This window comes from Pseudomonas sp. NBRC 111143 (assembly GCF_001320965.1).
Classification (GTDB): domain Bacteria; phylum Pseudomonadota; class Gammaproteobacteria; order Pseudomonadales; family Pseudomonadaceae; genus Aquipseudomonas; species Aquipseudomonas machongensis.
The window spans coordinates 13,453-30,607 of record NZ_BCBT01000037.1; the positions used below are offsets into that span (position 1 = coordinate 13,453).

The 17,155-nt window shown below is 64.7% G+C and carries 15 protein-coding genes; 11 read left to right on the forward strand and 4 right to left on the reverse strand.

The features are described 5' to 3' along the window. Both cydB and APH44_RS19075 read left to right on the forward strand, forming a co-directional pair. On the forward strand, positions 1-1,008 hold the full coding sequence (gene cydB / locus APH44_RS19070) for a cytochrome d ubiquinol oxidase subunit II (RefSeq protein WP_054894034.1): 1,008 nt from the start codon (positions 1-3) through the stop codon (positions 1,006-1,008). Between the two features lie 13 nt (positions 1,009-1,021). Then, positions 1,022-1,162, forward strand: a complete 141-nt coding sequence (locus APH44_RS19075; RefSeq protein WP_063546145.1) for a DUF2474 domain-containing protein — start codon at positions 1,022-1,024, stop codon at positions 1,160-1,162. Between the two features lie 168 nt (positions 1,163-1,330). On the opposite strand, the gene APH44_RS19080 is transcribed toward APH44_RS19075, so the two are convergent. The 3 genes from APH44_RS19080 to APH44_RS19090 form a co-directional block, all read right to left on the reverse strand. Further along, complete coding sequence (locus APH44_RS19080) at positions 1,331-1,576, reverse strand: DUF3077 domain-containing protein (protein WP_054894036.1); 246 nt, start codon at positions 1,574-1,576, stop codon at positions 1,331-1,333. A 533-nt stretch (positions 1,577-2,109) separates the two neighbouring features. Then, on the reverse strand, positions 2,110-3,234 hold the full coding sequence (locus APH44_RS19085; RefSeq protein WP_054894037.1) for a methyltransferase: 1,125 nt from the start codon (positions 3,232-3,234) through the stop codon (positions 2,110-2,112). A gap of 91 nt (positions 3,235-3,325) precedes the next feature. Further along, on the reverse strand, positions 3,326-4,039 hold the full coding sequence (locus APH44_RS19090; RefSeq protein WP_054894038.1) for an autoinducer binding domain-containing protein: 714 nt from the start codon (positions 4,037-4,039) through the stop codon (positions 3,326-3,328). A gap of 204 nt (positions 4,040-4,243) precedes the next feature. Here APH44_RS19090 and APH44_RS19095 point away from each other — a divergent pair, with 204 nt between their 5' ends. Beyond that, positions 4,244-5,020 (forward strand): ferredoxin--NADP reductase, encoded by a 777-nt coding sequence (locus tag APH44_RS19095; RefSeq protein ID WP_054894039.1) that lies wholly within the window; start codon positions 4,244-4,246, stop codon positions 5,018-5,020. 42 nt (positions 5,021-5,062) lie between these two features. Here APH44_RS19095 and mscL read toward each other — a convergent pair whose 3' ends face one another. Next, positions 5,063-5,476 carry a large-conductance mechanosensitive channel protein MscL gene (gene mscL / locus APH44_RS19100; RefSeq protein ID WP_054894040.1) on the reverse strand — a complete coding sequence of 138 codons (414 nt, stop codon included), beginning with the start codon at positions 5,474-5,476 and terminating at the stop codon, positions 5,063-5,065. Positions 5,477-5,655: 179 nt separating this feature from the next. Between mscL and radA the strand changes: the two genes are divergently transcribed. The 8 genes from radA to APH44_RS19140 all read left to right on the forward strand — a co-directional run bounded on the left by radA (position 5,656) and on the right by APH44_RS19140 (position 16,977). Continuing rightward, positions 5,656-7,023 (forward strand): DNA repair protein RadA, encoded by a 1,368-nt coding sequence (gene radA / locus APH44_RS19105; RefSeq protein WP_054894041.1) that lies wholly within the window; start codon positions 5,656-5,658, stop codon positions 7,021-7,023. 72 nt (positions 7,024-7,095) lie between these two features. Beyond that, entirely contained in the window at positions 7,096-7,599 is a 504-nt protein-coding gene (locus APH44_RS19110; protein ID WP_054894042.1) for an RNA polymerase sigma factor, read from the forward strand. Between the two features lie 68 nt (positions 7,600-7,667). Next, complete coding sequence (locus APH44_RS19115; protein ID WP_054894043.1) at positions 7,668-8,657, forward strand: FecR domain-containing protein; 990 nt, start codon at positions 7,668-7,670, stop codon at positions 8,655-8,657. A 334-nt stretch (positions 8,658-8,991) separates the two neighbouring features. Next, positions 8,992-11,661, forward strand: coding sequence for a TonB-dependent receptor (locus tag APH44_RS19120; protein ID WP_177339349.1), 2,670 nt, complete (start codon positions 8,992-8,994; stop codon positions 11,659-11,661). Between the two features lie 78 nt (positions 11,662-11,739). Then, positions 11,740-12,357, forward strand: a complete 618-nt coding sequence (locus tag APH44_RS19125; RefSeq protein WP_054894045.1) for a heme acquisition protein HasA — start codon at positions 11,740-11,742, stop codon at positions 12,355-12,357. 162 nt (positions 12,358-12,519) lie between these two features. After that, entirely contained in the window at positions 12,520-14,283 is a 1,764-nt protein-coding gene (locus APH44_RS19130; protein ID WP_054894046.1) for a type I secretion system permease/ATPase, read from the forward strand. 2 nt (positions 14,284-14,285) lie between these two features. Then, positions 14,286-15,632, forward strand: a complete 1,347-nt coding sequence (locus tag APH44_RS19135) for an HlyD family type I secretion periplasmic adaptor subunit (protein WP_054894047.1) — start codon at positions 14,286-14,288, stop codon at positions 15,630-15,632. Positions 15,633-15,636: 4 nt separating this feature from the next. Then, positions 15,637-16,977: a TolC family outer membrane protein gene (locus tag APH44_RS19140; RefSeq protein ID WP_054894048.1), complete on the forward strand. Its 1,341-nt coding sequence runs from the start codon at positions 15,637-15,639 to the stop codon at positions 16,975-16,977. Positions 16,978-17,155 lie beyond the last annotated feature (178 nt).

Consider the following 17,155-nt stretch of genomic DNA (forward strand, 5'->3'; position numbering starts at 1 on the left):
ATGGGTATCGATCTTCCGCTGATCTGGGCCGTGATCATCATCTTCGGGGTGATGATGTACGTGGTCATGGATGGCTTCGACCTGGGAATCGGCATGCTCTTCCCCTTCGTCAAGGGCGAGCGTGACCGTGATGTGATGATGAACACCGTCGCCCCGGTATGGGACGGCAACGAGACCTGGCTGGTGCTGGGCGGGGCGGGGCTGTTCGGGGCTTTCCCGATGGCCTATTCGGTGGTGCTCGAAGCGCTGTACCTGCCGCTGATCCTGATGTTGGTCGGCCTGATCTTCCGTGGCGTGGCCTTCGAGTTCCGCTTCAAGGCCAAGGACGACAAGCGCCACCTGTGGGACAAGGCGTTCATCTGGGGTTCGCTGGTGGCCACTTTCTTCCAGGGCGTGGCGCTGGGGGCCTTCATCGAGGGCTTCAAGGTGGTAGACCGCCACTACGCTGGTGGCGCATTTGACTGGCTGACGCCGTTCAGCATCTACAGCGGCCTGGGGCTGATCGTGGCCTACACGCTGCTGGGTTGCACCTGGCTGATCATGAAGACCGAAGGGCCGCTGCAGAAGCAGATGCACGACTTGGCGCGGCCGCTGGCGCTGGTGCTGCTGGTGGTGATCGGCATCGTCAGCCTGTGGACGCCGCTGGCTTATCCACAGATCGCCGATCGCTGGTTCAGCATGCCCAACCTGATCTGGTTCATGCCAGTACCGGTGTTGGTGCTGGTGACCTTCTATGGGTTACTCAAGGCGGTGGCGCGCAACGCCAACTACACGCCGTTCCTGCTGACCCTGGTGCTGATCTTCCTGGGCTACAGCGGGTTGGGCATCAGCCTGTGGCCGAACATCATCCCGCCGTCGATCTCGATCTGGGATGCCGCTGCGCCAGCGCAGAGCCAGGGCTTCATGCTGGTGGGGACGCTGTTCATCCTGCCGTTCATCCTGGGGTACACCTTCTGGAGCTACTACGTGTTCCGCGGCAAGGTGACCCATGACGATGGCTACCACTAGGGAGTGCCGGGTGATGGATATCGAGGAGAAGAAACCGCTGTGGCAGCGCCTGGGCTGGCTGGTGCTGATCTGGGCGCTGAGTGTCGCGGCGCTGGGAATCGTGGCCTATGGCATGCGCATGTTCATGAGTGCGGCGGGGTTGAGTACGCATTGAGCCGGGTAGGAGCACCTTCCTGGTTCAAAATCTAAAGGCCAGCCCAGCCCTTGTGGGAGCGGGCTGGTCCCGCGATCACCGGCGCAGCCGGTGCCAGACACCGCAGTGTCTTTTTCGCGGGACCAGTCGGGACGCCGAACCGTCGCTCTCACAGAGGTCACGTCCGGTTTAATGGACGCTGTTGCGGGCGATTTCCAGATCGTTCAGCAGGCCTTTGGCCAGTGCGCTGAGGTAATGCAGTGCTGTGATGGAGGCCGGGGCGGCCTGTTCCTGGTCGCTCAGGTCGCGAATGCAGCCCAGCAATACCGAAACTTCCTCCAGCACCCGCTCCGGTGACAGGCCGGGTTGCACGCGGAACATGTCCAGGAAACTTGCGACGCCTGCGGTGGTGTAGTCGTTGGGGTGATCACTCATGCTAGAGCCCTCGCATTAGCGGGGCTGGGGATGAAGCGGGGTGGGTCGGGGACGATCTTTTTCATGGCGAATATCCAGTATCGATAGATGAAACCGCCGTTCATCCTTCTCACCAGATGAGGGTGGCAGCCGCGTATGGGGTGAGAAAACCGAGGATACTGGAACCCGGCCAGACCGAAGTCTGCCCATACACGGCCGCCATGACTGCAAGCCTGGGTCAATATCGTTCGGGTTTCTCACGCCCGGTCGCCAACTCGACGACCCAGCGACGGTATCCCTGAGACATTTCCCCGGCAATCAAGACGCTTCCGCAAAATGCGTAGGATAGTTCCCAGGAAGATTTGCTTGAAGCTGGCGGGCTGCAGATTCAGAAACGTCCTATCCGGCGCCAGAATTTTTTGTGGGAGCGGGCTTGCCCGCGAAAAGGACACTGCGGTGCATGGCACCGGCTTCGCCGGTGATCGCGGGACAAGCCCGCTCCTACAGGGATTGGGCTGGTCTCCAGATTTTGAGCAAGACAGTTGGCTCTACGATCACTTGCGCGCCTTGAGCACCACGAACTTCGGCGTCGCCGCGACCTGCTCCACACCGCGGAACAACCGCGACAGCTTGCTGTGATAGCCCAGGTGGCGATTGCCGACGATGTACAGCGCGCCGCCGACCACCAGCGCCTCCCGAGCCTGCTGGAACATGCGCCAGGCAAGGAAGTCGCCGACCACCTGCTGTTGGTGGAATGGCGGGTTGCACAGCACCACATCCAGCGACTGCTTCTGCTGCCCGGCCAGGCCATCATCGGCGCGAATGTCCACCGCGCGATCGCCCAGTGCCGCCTGCCAATTTTCCCGCGCCGATTGCACGGCCATGTACGACTCGTCCACCAGGGTGTAGTGCGCATCCGGGTTGACCCGTGCACTGGCGATGGCCAACACGCCATTGCCGCACCCCAGGTCGGCGACGCGGGCGCTGCCGAGGTTGCGCGGCAGGTGCGGGAGGAAGGCGCGGGTGCCGATGTCCAGGCCTTCACGGCAGAACACGTTGGCATGGTTGACCAGCTCCAGCACTGGGCTGTCCAGGCGGTAGCGGGTGGGGTAGGGCGAGGTGGCGACAGGTCGCTCCCCGACCGTGGCGATCAACAGGCGTGCCTTTTTCTGCGCAAGCGACGCCTGGACCGGGCCGATGTACTGCTCCATCAGGTCGCCGGCGGCGCGGGGCAGGTGCTTGATCATCGCCCCGGCGATCACCTCGGCGCCGGGCGCCAGCTTGCCTTGCAGGCGGATCAGTTGTTCCTCGAGCAATGCGAGGGTCTTGGGCACGCGAATCAGCACACGGTCGAACGGCCCTTGCCAATGCTCGCTGGAGGGTATGAAGGGCACGGCGTCGTAGGGTTTGCCATTGCGCGCGAGGTTTTTTTCCAGGGCCAGGTGGGCCAGGTGGGAGTCGCCGCTGCTGGTCACCTGCACATGGCCGGTGAGACTAGCCGCCAGGGCGCCGAAGCTGTCGTTGAGGATCAGCACGCGACACGTGGTTTGCGGTGCCTGGGCTGCCAAGTGGCTCAGCAGGTACTCGTCGGCAGCGTCGAAGGCTTGCAGGGGGTCGTTGTTCTGCTCCGGTTGACGGATCAGGTCGAGTTCGGCGAATGGGCTGGTCAGCAGGGGCATGGGGGAACGGGCTCGATGCGGCTTTGCCTGCGGTGGATGATCGCAAGCGTCAAAGCGTTCGATTCTACAGGGCTTTGCCGGTAGCGGGCAGTTACTTCCAGATCAGGCCGCGAGCGGCGGCAACTGCGGCGGCAGCGGTCTTGTTGGACACGCCGAGCTTGGTGATCACACTGCGGATATGGAAGTTCACGGTACTCTGCGACAACGAGAGAATGCAGGCGATGTCCGACGCGGTCTTGCCGTCAGCGGTCCACTTGGTGACTTCCAGCTCACGGTCGGTCAGGGCAGGGGCTGGGTCCATCAGTCTGCGGTGATGTTCGCAGATCAGTTCATGCAGTACGTTGTGCAGCCAGAGCAATTGTGCGCTCTTGGTCAGGAATTCGAGCGTCGAGACCTTGTGCTCGGGGCGGGCCACGCTGAGCTGGCTGGCGTGGTTGATGTGGTCGTAGAGCGACTGCGTCCACCCATGACGCAGGCCATGGCTGCAAGCGAGGCTGCGGTATTCGGGGGCTTCGTCGTAGAGCTTGTCTTCCCAGAGCACCGGGACCGTGGAGCGCCGGCTGAGGGCTATGATGGGGTCTTGCTCGATGAAGTTGCGATCCGCCTGATAGTGGGCATTCCATTCCTTTGGAAAATTGTTGTACAGGATTACATGGGCACGTTGCGCGGGAACATGCAGGTGCAGGGCAAGCCCCAGGTACTCCATGTCCATCTCCTGAACGAGTGCGATGGCGTGGTCGAACATACGTTCGGGGTGCCTTTCGCCCAGCAATATCTGGAGATTTTCCGGCTTCCAATGCGACATGTTGTTGCTCCAAGTGGATCCAAATTTCGGTGGCATCCATCCGAGTGTAGGAAAAGCTGACTAAAGCGCTGGAAATTTTTCGCTATAGCGTGTGCTATCGATATAGATTTAGTTGTACCGATTTTGTACGAGACCCTACAGCTCCTCGGTGTTCCTGGGCGTCACTTTGCGCCACACTTGGCGCATTCACCTCGGGAGTCCGTCATGACCGCCAGTGCCGACAAATTCACTTCACAAACCCTGCTCGATGTCCAACCTCTGACGCCGAACCTTTTCAGCCTGCGCGTAACCCGTGATGCGGGGTTCCGTTTCCGTGCCGGGCAGTTCGCGCGCCTTGGGGTGGCCAAGGCCGACGGCAGTGTGGTGTGGCGGGCCTACTCGATGGTCAGCGCGCCCCATGACGAGTTTCTTGATTTCTTTTCCATCGTGGTGCCGGGCGGGGAGTTCACCAGTGAGTTGAGCCGGCTGGGAGAGGGTGACACCCTGCTGATCGACCGCCAGGCCTTCGGCTACCTGACCCTGGATCGCTTCGTCGGTGGCCGCGACCTGTGGCTGCTGGCCACAGGCACCGGTATCGCCCCTTTCGTGTCGATCCTCCAGGACTTCGAGGCCTGGGAACGCTTCGACAACATCAAGCTGGTGTATTCGGTGCGCGAAGCCAAGGAGTTGGCGTACGTGGATCTGATCGCCGGGCTTGAACAGCGCGACTACCTGGCCGAGTTCGCCGGCAAGCTGCAGTTCATTCCGGTGGTTACGCGTGAGCTGCACCCTGGCGCGCTGAATGCGCGGATCACCACGCTGATCGAGAACGGCGAGCTGGAGCGGGCTGCGGGGCTTGAGTTTTCGCCGGAGCATTCGAGGATCATGCTGTGCGGCAACCCTGAAATGATCGACGAGACACGCAAGGTGCTGAAGGCGCGCGACCTGCAACTGAGTCTGAGCAAGCGGCCGGGACAGGTGGCGGTGGAGAACTACTGGTAGGAACGCTATCCGGGGCCGTATCACGGCCCCGGAACGTTTTGGTCAGGGCTGGCGGTTCTGCGCCTTGAGCAGGTCGCGGATCTCGGTCAGCAGGGTTTCCTGCGGCGTCGGCACCGGCGGGGTGGTGGGCGCCACGGCCTCTTCGCGCTTGAGGCGGTTGATCGCCTTCACGCCCATGAAGATGGCGAAGGCCACGATCACGAAGTCTATGACGGTCTGGATGAACTTGCCGTAAGCCAGCACCACTGCCGGGATATCACCCTCTGCAGCCTTGAGCGTGATCGCCAGGTCACTGAAGTCGACCCCGCCGATCAGCAGGCCCAGTGGCGGCATGATCACGTCGCCCACGAATGACGAGACGATCTTGCCGAAGGCCGCGCCGATGATGATACCAACCGCCATGTCGACGACATTTCCCTTGACCGCGAAGGCCTTGAACTCGCTGAGCACGCCCATGTTTTATTCCTTTGTAACAAATGGTGAGGTAAACGCAGTGTAAGCCACTAAAACGCTTCATGCGCTGCATTCAGGGCTACAGACTGCCATTAGAACGAATAGTTTTGTCGCACGCAGCAGCGCCCGAGGCACATCGGGCTTGGGCTATCATGGCGGTCTTTGCCCAGGAGACTGACCCGATGGCCAAGGCCAAGCGCTTGTATGGCTGCACCGAGTGCGGCGCGACCTTTCCCAAATGGGCCGGCCAGTGTGGCGAATGTGGCGCCTGGAACACGCTGGTCGAGACCATGATCGAAAGCGGCGGCGCTGCGGCGCCTGCCGGGCGTGCGGGCTGGACCGGGCAGCAGGCGCAGATCAAGACCCTGGCCGAGGTGAGTGTCGAGGAGATCCCGCGCTTCACCACCAGCAGCACCGAGCTCGACCGTGTGCTCGGCGGCGGCCTGGTCGATGGTTCGGTGGTGCTGATTGGCGGTGACCCGGGTATCGGCAAGTCCACCATCCTGCTGCAGACCCTGTGCAACATCGCCACGCAGATGCCTGCGCTGTACGTCACCGGCGAGGAGTCGCAGCAGCAGGTGGCCATGCGTTCGCGGCGCCTGGGCCTGCCGCAGGACCAGCTCAAGGTGATGACTGAAACCTGCATCGAAACCATCATCGCCACGGCGCGGGTGGAAAAACCGCGGGTGATGGTGATCGACTCGATCCAGACCATCTTCACCGAACAGCTGCAATCGGCTCCCGGTGGCGTGGCCCAGGTGCGCGAGAGCACGGCGCTGCTGGTGCGTTACGCCAAGCAGAGCGGCACGGCGATCTTCCTGGTTGGCCACGTGACCAAGGAAGGCTCGCTGGCAGGCCCGCGGGTGCTGGAGCACATGGTCGACACCGTGCTGTATTTCGAGGGCGAATCGGACGGACGCCTGCGCCTGCTGCGAGCGGTGAAGAACCGTTTCGGCGCGGTCAACGAACTGGGTGTGTTCGGCATGACCGACCGTGGCCTGAAGGAGGTCTCCAACCCTTCGGCGATCTTCCTCAACCGCACCCAGGAAGAGGTGCCGGGCAGCGTGGTGATGGCCACCTGGGAGGGCACCCGACCGATGCTGGTCGAGGTGCAGGCGCTGGTCGACGACAGCCACCTGGCCAACCCGCGGCGGGTCACCCTGGGCCTGGACCAGAACCGCCTGGCGATGTTGCTGGCGGTGTTGCACCGCCACGGCGGCATTCCCACCCATGACCAGGACGTTTTCCTCAACGTGGTCGGCGGGGTCAAGGTGCTCGAGACCGCCTCTGACCTGGCGCTGCTGGCAGCGGTGATGTCGAGCCTGCGCAATCGACCGTTGGCCCATGGCCTGCTGGTGTTCGGCGAGATCGGTCTTTCTGGCGAGGTGCGCCCGGTGCCCAGCGGCCAGGAGCGCCTGAAGGAGGCGGCCAAGCATGGCTTCAAGCGCGCCATCGTGCCCAAGGGCAACGCCCCCAAGGAACCGCCAGCAGGCTTGCAGGTGATTGCGGTGACGCGTCTGGAGCAGGCCCTGGACGCACTGTTCGAGTGATCGCACTTCTTGCAAGTGATTCTCAGTAGCGAGTAGCATTCCGCCACCTTGCGACCACCAGCTGGAGTGCGTGTGGCGGAGTCCGACCTCAAGCGCTTGTTCATCAAGCATGCGAAAACCCTGCAGGGGCTGCTGACGCGCAAGGTGCGCGATCCGCAGCTCGCTGCCGATCTGGTGCAGGAAAGCTTCCTGCGCCTGGCCGAACAGCAGCGCCAGGAAACCATCGAAAACACGCCGGGCTACCTGTACCGCACGGCGCACAACCTGATGATCGACCACCTGCGCCAGCAGCAGCGGCGCAAGACCGACCCGGTGCCCCACGAGGCTCTCGAAGGCATCGTCGAAGAACGCCCAGGGCTTGAGGAGCAGGCGGCGCGCGAGCAGCATCTGCGGCGCCTGCAAGCCATGCTCGAAGAGCTTCCCGAGCGCACCCAGCAGGTGTTTCGTCTCAACCGCCTGGAAGGCATGACCCACGCCGAGGTCGCCCGCCACCTGGGGATTTCCGACAGCTCCGTGCAGAAGCATCTGGCCAAGGCCCTGGCCTATGTGATGCAGTGCCTGCAGGACGGTGGATGACGAGCGGTTTACTGACAATTGCCCCTTCAGACGTCAGCCCAGACATAACCAGATCGCGAGAGAACCGTGTGAGCAGCGAGAACCAGCCCGAGCAAGCGATTCGCGAGCGGGCCGCCGAGTGGGCGGTGCGCGACAGTGCCGGCCCCTTGAGCGATGAGCAGCAGCGGGCGCTGGAGCAGTGGTGCGCCGCCGATCCGCGGCATGCCCAGGCCTATGAGTTCGCCCGCACGACCTGGGCCGATCTGGGGGCCTTGGGGCAAATCGCGCCGCCTGTGCGCCGCGCATCGCTCTCCACCCTGGCCCGACCAATGCCTCGCCGTTCGCGCCTGCGCCGGGCGATGACCGGCGTGGCTGCACTGCTGGTGCTGGCCTTTGGTGTCGCGCAGGCGCCGCAGTTGCTGCTGGACTGGCGTGCCGACTACATCACCGCGGCCGGCGAAGTACGCCGCGTGACGTTGCCCGATGGCAGCCTGGTCGACCTGGACAGCCGCAGCGCCATCGCCCTGGCCTTCGACGACCGCGAGCGACGTGTGCGCTTGCTGGCGGGGGAGGCGGTGTTCAGCGCCGCGCCTGTTTCGGCGCAGGAGCGCAGACCTTTCGTGGTCGAGTATGCCGGGGCGACCACCCGTGCGCTGGGCACGCGCTTCGTGGTGGGGCAGGCGGGCGAGGGCGGCTGGGTCGGTATGCTCGAGCATCGCGTGGCCGTCGATCTGCTGACGCCGCCAGCGCGTGGCCGTGCCGATCAGGTGGTCGAACAGGGGCAGAGCGTGCGTTATGACCACGCCCGTGGTGTGCGGTCCTGGCCGGAGCAGAATCTGCAGCGCGCCACCGACTGGGAGCGTGGCGTGCTGGTGTTCGAGCGTCAGCCGCTGGCCGAGGTGGTGGCGCGGCTCAACCGCTATCGTCCGGGGCGCTTGATGGTGGTGGATTCGCAGTTGGCGCAGCGCGAGGTAAGCGGGGTGTTTCGCCTTGACCAGCTGGCGGCGGTTGGCGGGGTGTTGAGCGATGAGCTGCAGGCGCAGCGGCTCGAGCTGCCTGGGTTGACCTTGATCTACTGATCTTTGCTCGGTGGTGGGCTTTTCGCGGGCAAGCCCGCTCCTACAGGTACTCCACTGATTTTTGTGGGAGCGGGCTTGCCCGCGAAAAGAACACCACCATGTATGGCACCGGCCATGCCGGTAATCGCGCACCCCGCCACCCCCCGCACAATCTTTTTTCATTTCCCCTTACTGACTTTTCCATCCCCGCACGTCTGATTGTTGAGATTGATTTTCATTACTAGAAAACGCCAACAACAGACGAGCCTTCGCAGTGACCACGCCACGACAACAGCCCCTTCGACCTTTCGGTCGCCTCGCCCTGGCCAGCAGCCTGGTCCTGGGCACCTGTGCCATGCCGATGGGGATCGGTATGGCGCACGCCGCGCCAGCGACCAATGCCGCCAGCCGCCAGATGATCCAGTTCGACATCCCGGCCCAGGCCCTCGACAGTGCCGTGCTGGCCTACGCCGAGCAGTCGGGCGTGCAGGTGTTCTTCGACAGCCGCAAGCTGGCCGGGCTCAACAGTGCCGGCCTGCACGGCGCGCATGCCGCTGAAGACGGCCTGCGCCAGCTGCTGCAGGGCACCCCGGTGCGCTATCGCTTCAGTGCGGCCGGCCAGGTAGGGCTGGAGCGGGTGGAGGCCGATGGCCAGGCGCTGGAGCTGGGGACTACTCATGTCGAGTCGACCCGTGACGGCGACTGGGTCTACATGACCCCGCGCTCGGTCAGCGTCGTCACCCGCAAGCAGATCGACCAGCGCCCGCCGCGCCACGCCGCCGACATGCTCGAGCAGACCGCCGGGGTATACACCGCGGTCAACCAGCGCGACCCCGGGCTCTCGGTGAACATTCGCGGCGTGCAGGACTATGGCCGGGTCAACATGAACATCGATGGCATGCGCCAGAACTTCAGCGTCAATGGCCATCAGCAGCGCAACGGCGTGATGTTCATCGACCCCGAGTTCGTGCAGAACGTCGAGATCGACAAGGGCACCTCCGCCGGCATGGGCGGCGCCGGGGTGATCGGCGGGATCGCCAGCTTCGCCACCCTCGACGCCCGCGACCTGCTCGCCCCTGGCAAGGAAATCGGCGGCCGCCTGCGCGCCGGGCATGGTATCGGCGAGCTGGGCAACGGCACCTACTTCAACGGCAGTGCGCTGTTCGCCGTGGGCAACGAGGTCGGCGATATCCTGGTCGGCCACAGCGAACGGCATTTCGGCGACTACCGCAGCGGCACGCAGAACGCCGGCAACCTCGGCACCCAGATGCGCGGCAAGCTCGAAGACCGTCAGGCCTGGAAGAGCTGGCTCAACGGCGAGGTCGGAGGCATGGACAGCGTGACCCGCTCGCAGATCTTCAAGCTCGGCCTGAACCTGCCCGATGAGCAGCGTCTGCAGTTCAGCTACTTCGAGATCGACACCGACAGCAAGGACGCCTGGACGGTAAAGGACTCCGGCAGCCACGACTACTACTACCGCGTCACCGGCACCAACGACATCAACGCCAGGAACGCGGCCCTGGACTACAGCTTCAACCCCAACGAGCTGATCGACTTCAAGGCCAAGCTCTACTACGTCACCACCCGCCAGGATCGCTGGAACGCCAATAACGCCTCGTCCGAGAACAGCGGCAACCGTGTCGAGGACTACACCGATCGCTACCAGACCGACACCTGGGGTCTGCAGTTGCAGAACACCTCGCGCTGGCATCTGTTCCAGGCCGACAGCCTCACGTTCAACTATGGCAGCGAGGCTTTCCAGGACACCTTCCGCCCCAGCACCAACCGTATCGCGGCGGTCAACGAGACCGAGTCGCTGCCGTACGTGCAGGGCGCGAACCCCAAGGGCAAGCGGGTCATGGCCAGCCTGTTCGGCAACCTCAGCTACGAGCATGACGACTGGCTGGTGGTCGATGCCGGGCTGCGCTATGACCGCTATCGCCTGACCGGCAAGACCGGCGTCACGACCTGGATGTACCCCGAGGGTGTCACCGAGACCAACCTGCGCCGTCAGCGCACCGACCTGTTGTTCGAGGAAGATCGCGAGGAAGGCCGCTTCTCGCCGACCTTCGGCATCGCCGTGAAGCCGGGGCTGGACTGGCTGCAGGTCTACACCCGCTGGGGCCGTGGCTGGCGTCCGCCGGCGGTGACCGAGGCGTACATGAGCGGCCGCCCGCATGGCGGGGGCAACGAGATGGTCTATCCCAACCCCTTCCTCAAGGCCGAGGAATCGCACAACTGGGAGTTGGGGCTGAACATCTTCAAGGAGTCGCTGCTGCGCAGTGGCGACCGCTTCGCCGCCAAGATCGCCTACTTCGACACCCGTATCGACAACTTCTCGTTTCTCGACACCAACGCCAGCCTGCCGGGCTCCAGCGTATCGGGCATCGCCCTGGGCCGCTCGGTGTACCAGAACAACCTCGAGACCACACAGTTTCGTGGCGTGGAATACAGCCTCGACTACGACGCCGGCGATTACTACGGCCAGCTCAGCTACACCCACATGATCGGCAGCAACGACTTCTGCTCCAACCAGTTCTACCTCGGCGGCGCCCAGCAACTGGTCAGCGCCGGTACCGTGCTGCGCCCGGTGCAGGTTGGCAGCCGCATCATCATGCTGCCGGTGCGGGTCTCGCGCGCCGAGGCCAATGCCACCGAGAACAACCGCATCAGCTGCGGCGACATCATGGGCAACGCCTCCTATATGCCGGCCGACCGTGGCTCGCTGACTCTGGGCATGCGTTTTCTCGACAAGACCCTGGATGTCGGCATGCGCCTGCGCTACAGCGAGGGCAATGGCAAGAACCTCGACACCCACGGCTACAGCCAGATCGACCAGGCCATGTGGCCCAAATACAAGGTCTACGACCTGTACGCCAGCTACTGGATGACCCCCAGCCTGAACCTTGCGCTGTCGTTGGAGAACGCCACCGACGAGGCCTATTTCGTCGCCATGGGCGACGTCAACAACCTGTCCCTGGCCCGCGGCCGGACCCTGAGCGGCATGCTCGAATACCGATTCTGAAACACCTGCGTTCGCCCACTCCGGGCAACACGAGGGCAAGACGCCTTCGTTCAAACCAAGCAGCACAGAGGAACCGTCATGACTATTTCCGTCACCTACGATCCAGCATTCGGCAGCGCCACCGTCGACGACTACCTGGCCTTCTGGAGCGCAGGTTTCGTCACTGCCGGTCACGGCTACAGCAACACCGGCGGCTTCAGCAACGGCAGCCGTGATGGCGACCAGTACGCCACCCACGGCGCCAACGGTTCGGACTACGCCTTCATCGCCGACTCCGACACTTCCAACGGCCTGCACTACGTCTTCGATCCGCTGAAGGCGCCGGGCGACAACCTGAACCACTACCTGTGGGGTTCGCTGGACAACGTCAGCCTGGGCGAAGTGCTCGGCGGTGGCGGCGGCAGCGACTTCAGCCTGAGCAACTACGTGGTCAGCTTCAACGGCCTGGACCTGGATGCCGCGCTGGGTGCCGGTCGTGCCGGCAACGAAGTACAGGGCGTGATCTACGGCCTGATGCAGGGCAATACCTCGGCGCTGGAAGGCGTGCTGGACAACCTGCTGGCCAGCTACGGCGTGTCGACCGACAGCACCTTCGACGCCATTGCCGCGGCACTGAGTGGTGGTGCTGCGAACGTCGCGGCTGCCGAAGCCGTGGGTATCCAGGCACTGCCTGAAGACCTGGCCCTGGCTGCCTGACGCCAGGCATGAAAAAGGCCAATGGCAGATCGCTCTGTCATTGGCCCTGTTGCATGCACCCTGGCCCGTGTCTTGTCGGGCCCAGGCCGGGGTGCCGCGAAATTCTGCGAGGTGGCGGCTGCCAGGTCAATGGCGACGCCGCCTCGCCCTTCGAGGTCAGCGATGAGTACACCGCGAAACGCCGCCGCCGATGAACTGTGGCAGGCCCTCAAGTCCTGCCGGGGTGGGCTGGGCAACATCGCTCTGTTCACCGCCGTGGCCAACGTGCTGATGCTGGCGCCGGCGCTGTACATGCTGCAGGTCTACGACCGCGTGCTGTCGTCGGGCAACGAGATGACCTTGCTGATGCTCAGCCTGATGGTGCTGGGCCTGTTCGCCTTCATGGGCGTGCTGGAATGGCTGCGCAGCCTGGTGGTGATCCGCCTGGGCACGCGCATGGACCTGCAACTCAACCCTCGGGTGTTCGATGCCGCATACCAGGCCAGCCTCGACGGGCACAAAGGTAGCGCCCAGCAAGCCCTGGGCGACCTGACCCAGTTGCGCCAGTTCGCCACCGGCCAGGCGTTGTTCGCCTTCTTCGATGCGCCGTGGTTTCCGCTGTACCTGCTGGTGATCTTTCTGTTCAGCCCGTGGCTGGGTCTGCTGGCGGTGATCGGTGCGCTGCTGCTGGCCGGGCTTGCCTGGCTCAACGAGCGCCTGACCCATGGCGAGTTCATCGAGGCCGGGCGGCTGTCGCAGCAGGCGATGCAGCAGGCTTCGGGCAACTTGGGCAATGCCGAGGCGATCGCCGCCATGGGCATGCTTGGTGCCGTGCGCCAGCGCTGGAGCCTGCTGCACCATGGCTTCCTGGCCCGGCAGAACCTGGGCAGCGAGCGCAGCGCGGCAATCACTGCGGTGTCCAAGAGCGTGCGCCTGGCATTGCAGTCGCTGGTGTTGGGGCTGGGGGCCTGGCTGGCGCTGGAGCACCTGATCAGTCCGGGGATGATGATCGCCGGTTCCATCCTGATGGCGCGGGTGCTGGCGCCGATCGATCAGCTGATTGGCGTGTGGCGCCAGTGGGGTTCGGCACGCCAGAGCGCCGAGCGGCTGGGTTTGCTGTTGCGCCGTTATCCACCGTTGGCCAGTGCGATGCCGCTGCCTGCGCCACAGGGGCGGCTGCGGGTCGAGCAGTTGCATGCCCGGGTGCCTGGCGGGCAGCGCGTCTGCCTGAGTGGTATCGATTTCGAGCTGGCGGCCGGTGAGTCGCTGGGGCTGATCGGTGCCTCGGGGTCTGGAAAATCGACCCTGGCCCGCCTGTTGGTAGGGGCTGCGAACCCTGAGTCGGGCAAGGTCTGCCTCGACGGTGCGGCGCTGGCCCAGTGGGATCGCCAGGCGCTCGGCGAGCACATCGGCTACCTGCCGCAGGACGTGCAACTGTTTGCCGGCAGCATTGCCGACAACATCGCCCGGCTTGGCCCGGTGGACGCCTCGGAGGTGGTCGCAGCGGCGCAATTGGCCGGCGTGCACGAGCTGATCCTGCAACTGCCGCAGGGCTACGACACGTTGCTGGGCGAAGGTGGCGCGGGGCTGTCCGGTGGACAGCGACAAAGGATCGGCCTGGCCCGGGCGCTGTACCGGTTGCCGGCGCTGGTGGTGCTCGACGAACCCAACGCCAGCCTCGACGAGGCCGGCGAGCGCGCCTTGCTGGCGGCGCTCGCCGAGCTCAAGGCGCGCGGGCGCACGCTGGTGATGATCAGCCATAAGTCGAGCCTGCTGTTGGGGCTGGACAAGCTGCTGGTGCTGCACGGCGGCGTGATCCAGCAGTTCGGCCCGACCGCACGGGTACTTCAGGCTGCGGCCCGTCCTGCAGCCCCCAGCGTCGCACCACCCTCCGCGGCGCGTAGCGGCGTGACCTACAGCTTCAACCAGGGCGGCCAGAGATCTTGAGCATGAGTGTGCACCCGTTGTTTACCCCCGCGTCTGGCGCTGCGTCTGACAAGGTTCATCAACTGCGCGACGATGCCCGAGGCCCGGCGAAGGCCGGGCGTTGGCTGGTGCTGGCAGGCTTTGGCGGCTTCCTGTTGTGGGCCGCGCTGGCGCCGCTGGACAAGGGCGTGCCGGTCAGCGGCAATGTGGTGGTGGCCGGCAGTCGGCAAGCGGTTCAGCATCCCACCGGAGGGGTGATCGGGCAGCTTGCGGTGCGCGACGGCGATCAGGTCCAGGCAGGCCAGGTACTGCTCAGCCTCGACCCAACCCAGGCCCAGGCCCAGCGCGGTTCGTTGCAGGTGCAGTACGTGAATGCGCGGGCCATGGAGGCACGTCTGCTGGCCGAACGCGATTCAGCGCCCGGCGTGACCTTTGCCGCCGACCTGCTCGAGGAGGCCGCCACGCCGTGGGTGGCGACGGTACTGGAGACCCAGCCACAACTGCGCAACAGCCGCGCCCAGGCGCTGGAGCTGGAGTTGGCGGGTTTGAGCGAGAGCATCGCCGGGGCCGAGGCGTCGCTCAGTGGCCTGCAAGGCTCGCTGAGCAGCAAACAGGCCCAGCGTGAGGCGCTGGACGAGCAACTGCGCGGCCTGCGCGAGCTGGCCCGTGACGGCTACATTCCGCGCAACCGTCTGCTCGACAGCGAGCGCCTGCTGGCGCAGGTCAACGGCTCGATTGCCGAAGACCTTGGCAATATCGGTCGCACCCGGCGCCAGGTCCAGGAGCTGAAACTGCGTGCCAGCCAGCGCCGTCAGGAATTCCAGAACGAGGTGCGCCAGCAGTTGAGCGAGTCCCAGGCCAGCGCCGAGGACCTGGGCAACCGCCTGCGCAGCGCCGAGTTCGACCTGGCCCACACCCAGGTGCGTGCGCCGGTCGCCGGTACCGTGGTGGGCTTGAGTGTGTTCACCAACGGCGGGGTGATCGCGCGCGGGCAGCAGTTGATGGAAATCGTCCCCAGCGATGCGCCGTTGCTGGTCGATGCTCGGGCGCCGGTGGAGCTGGTCGATCGCTTGCGGCCGGGCTTGCCGGTGGAGTTGCTGTTCGTCGCCTTCAACCAGAGCACCACGCCACGGGTGGCAGGTGAGGTAAGCCTGGTCTCGGCGGACCGCCTGCTCGATGAAAAGACCCAGCAGCCGTATTACCAGGTGCGCATCAAGGTCAGCGAGGACGGCGCGCGGCAGCTTGCTGGGCTGGATATCCGCCCCGGTATGCCGGTGGAGGCTTTCGTGCGCAGTGGCGAGCGCTCGCTGCTCAGCTACCTGTTCAAGCCGTTGGCCGACCGGGTGCATATCGCCCTGAGCGAGGAGTGAGCCGATGCGCCTGTTGTTGCCCACGGTATTGTCGGGCGTGTTGTCGGGCCTGGTATTGCCAGCGCAAGCCCTGGACCTGAGCGATGCCTATGCCCTGGCCCTGCGCAACGATCCGACCCTGCACGCGGCGATCGCTGAGCGCGACGCGGGTGTCGAGAACCTCGCCATCGGTCGCGCAGGGCTGTTGCCGAATCTTTCCTACCGCTACAACCGTGCCCGCAACGACTCGGAAGTGACCCAGCGCAGCCAGCTCGGTGATGTCACCAGCCAGCGTGATTACCGCAGCTACAGCTCGACCCTGACCTTGCAGCAGCCGTTGTTCGATTACGCCGTATGGAGCGACTATCGCCGCGGCGTGGCCCAGGCTGCGCTGGCCGACGAGCGCCTGCGCGGTCGAGGCCAGGAAATGATGGTGCGGGTGTTTTCGGCCTACAGCGAAGCATTGTTCGCCGACGAGCAGATTGCCCTGGCCCAGGCCCAGCGGCGCACCTACGCCGAGCAACTGCAGCTCAACGAGCGCCTGCTCAAGAATGGCGAGGGCACCCGCACCGACGTGCTGGAAACCCGTGCCCGCTACGAGTTGGCCCAGGCCCAGGAGATCGAGGCTGGCGACAACCTCGACGTGGCGCTGCGCAGCCTGCAGGCGATCACCGGCGAGGCGATGAGTGCCGAAGACCTTGCGCCGATGTTGCCGTCACTCGCCGTGCAGCCGCTGGTACCGGCGCGCTTCGAGCTCTGGCGCGACCTGGCCGTGGCGCATAACGCCGAGCTGGCCAGCCAGCGACATGCCCTGGATGTCGCTGACCAAGGTGTGGAGCGTCAGCGTGCAGGGCACCTGCCTAGCTTGAGTGCCTACGTGAGCAAGGGCATTTCCAGTTCGAGCTCGGAAAGCACCTACAACCAGCGCTATGACACCGACAGTGTCGGGATTCAGTTGAGTGTGCCGCTGTTCGCCGGTGGCGGTGTATCGGCGCGGGTGCGCCAGGCACAGGCGGAGCGAGATGGCTTGCAGTTCCAGGTCGATGCGCAGGTCAGCGACACGCTCAATCAGTTGCGTCGCCAGTTCAACCTGTGCGCCAGCAGCACCGCGAAGATCCGGGCCTACGGGATGGCGGTGAATGCTGCCAGTGCGTTGGTCGAGGCGACTCGGCGCAGCGTGCAGGGGGGAGAGCGGGTCAACCTCGATGTGCTCGATGCCGAGCAGCAGCTGTACGGGGCGCGGCGTGACCTGGCCCAGGCCCGGCATGAGTACCTGCGGGCCTGGGTGCAGTTGCGCTACTTGGCGGGAGTACTGGATGCCAAGGATGTGGAGATATTGAACGGGTACTTCGTGGCGCGCGGTTGAAGGCGGTGTGGCCCTGCCATGCTTGTAGGAGAACTGTCTTGCTCAATATCCAAAGGCCAGCCCAATACCTGTGGGAGCGACTGTCTTGCTCAAAACCTAAAGACCAGCCCAATCCCCTGTGGGAGCGGCGGTTCGGCGCCCCGACTTGTCCCGCGAACACGGGCGTAGCCCGTGCCAG

Bases quoted from the DNA above. Each gene is read 5' to 3' on its own strand.
- cydB (WP_054894034.1), top strand. From the start codon at position 1: ATGGGTATCGATCTTCCGCTGATCTGGGCCGTGATCATCATCTTCGGG.
- APH44_RS19075 (WP_063546145.1), top strand. From the start codon at position 1,022: ATGGATATCGAGGAGAAGAAACCGCTGTGGCAGCGCCTGGGCTGGCTG.
- APH44_RS19080 (WP_054894036.1), bottom strand. From the start codon at position 1,576: ATGAGTGATCACCCCAACGACTACACCACCGCAGGCGTCGCAAGTTTC.
- APH44_RS19085 (WP_054894037.1), bottom strand. From the start codon at position 3,234: ATGCCCCTGCTGACCAGCCCATTCGCCGAACTCGACCTGATCCGTCAA.
- APH44_RS19090 (WP_054894038.1), bottom strand. From the start codon at position 4,039: ATGTCGCATTGGAAGCCGGAAAATCTCCAGATATTGCTGGGCGAAAGG.
- APH44_RS19095 (WP_054894039.1), top strand. From the start codon at position 4,244: ATGACCGCCAGTGCCGACAAATTCACTTCACAAACCCTGCTCGATGTC.
- mscL (WP_054894040.1), bottom strand. From the start codon at position 5,476: ATGGGCGTGCTCAGCGAGTTCAAGGCCTTCGCGGTCAAGGGAAATGTC.
- radA (WP_054894041.1), top strand. From the start codon at position 5,656: ATGGCCAAGGCCAAGCGCTTGTATGGCTGCACCGAGTGCGGCGCGACC.
- APH44_RS19120 (WP_177339349.1), top strand. From the start codon at position 8,992: ATGCCGATGGGGATCGGTATGGCGCACGCCGCGCCAGCGACCAATGCC.
- APH44_RS19125 (WP_054894045.1), top strand. From the start codon at position 11,740: ATGACTATTTCCGTCACCTACGATCCAGCATTCGGCAGCGCCACCGTC.
- APH44_RS19130 (WP_054894046.1), top strand. From the start codon at position 12,520: ATGAGTACACCGCGAAACGCCGCCGCCGATGAACTGTGGCAGGCCCTC.
- APH44_RS19135 (WP_054894047.1), top strand. From the start codon at position 14,286: ATGAGTGTGCACCCGTTGTTTACCCCCGCGTCTGGCGCTGCGTCTGAC.
- APH44_RS19140 (WP_054894048.1), top strand. From the start codon at position 15,637: ATGCGCCTGTTGTTGCCCACGGTATTGTCGGGCGTGTTGTCGGGCCTG.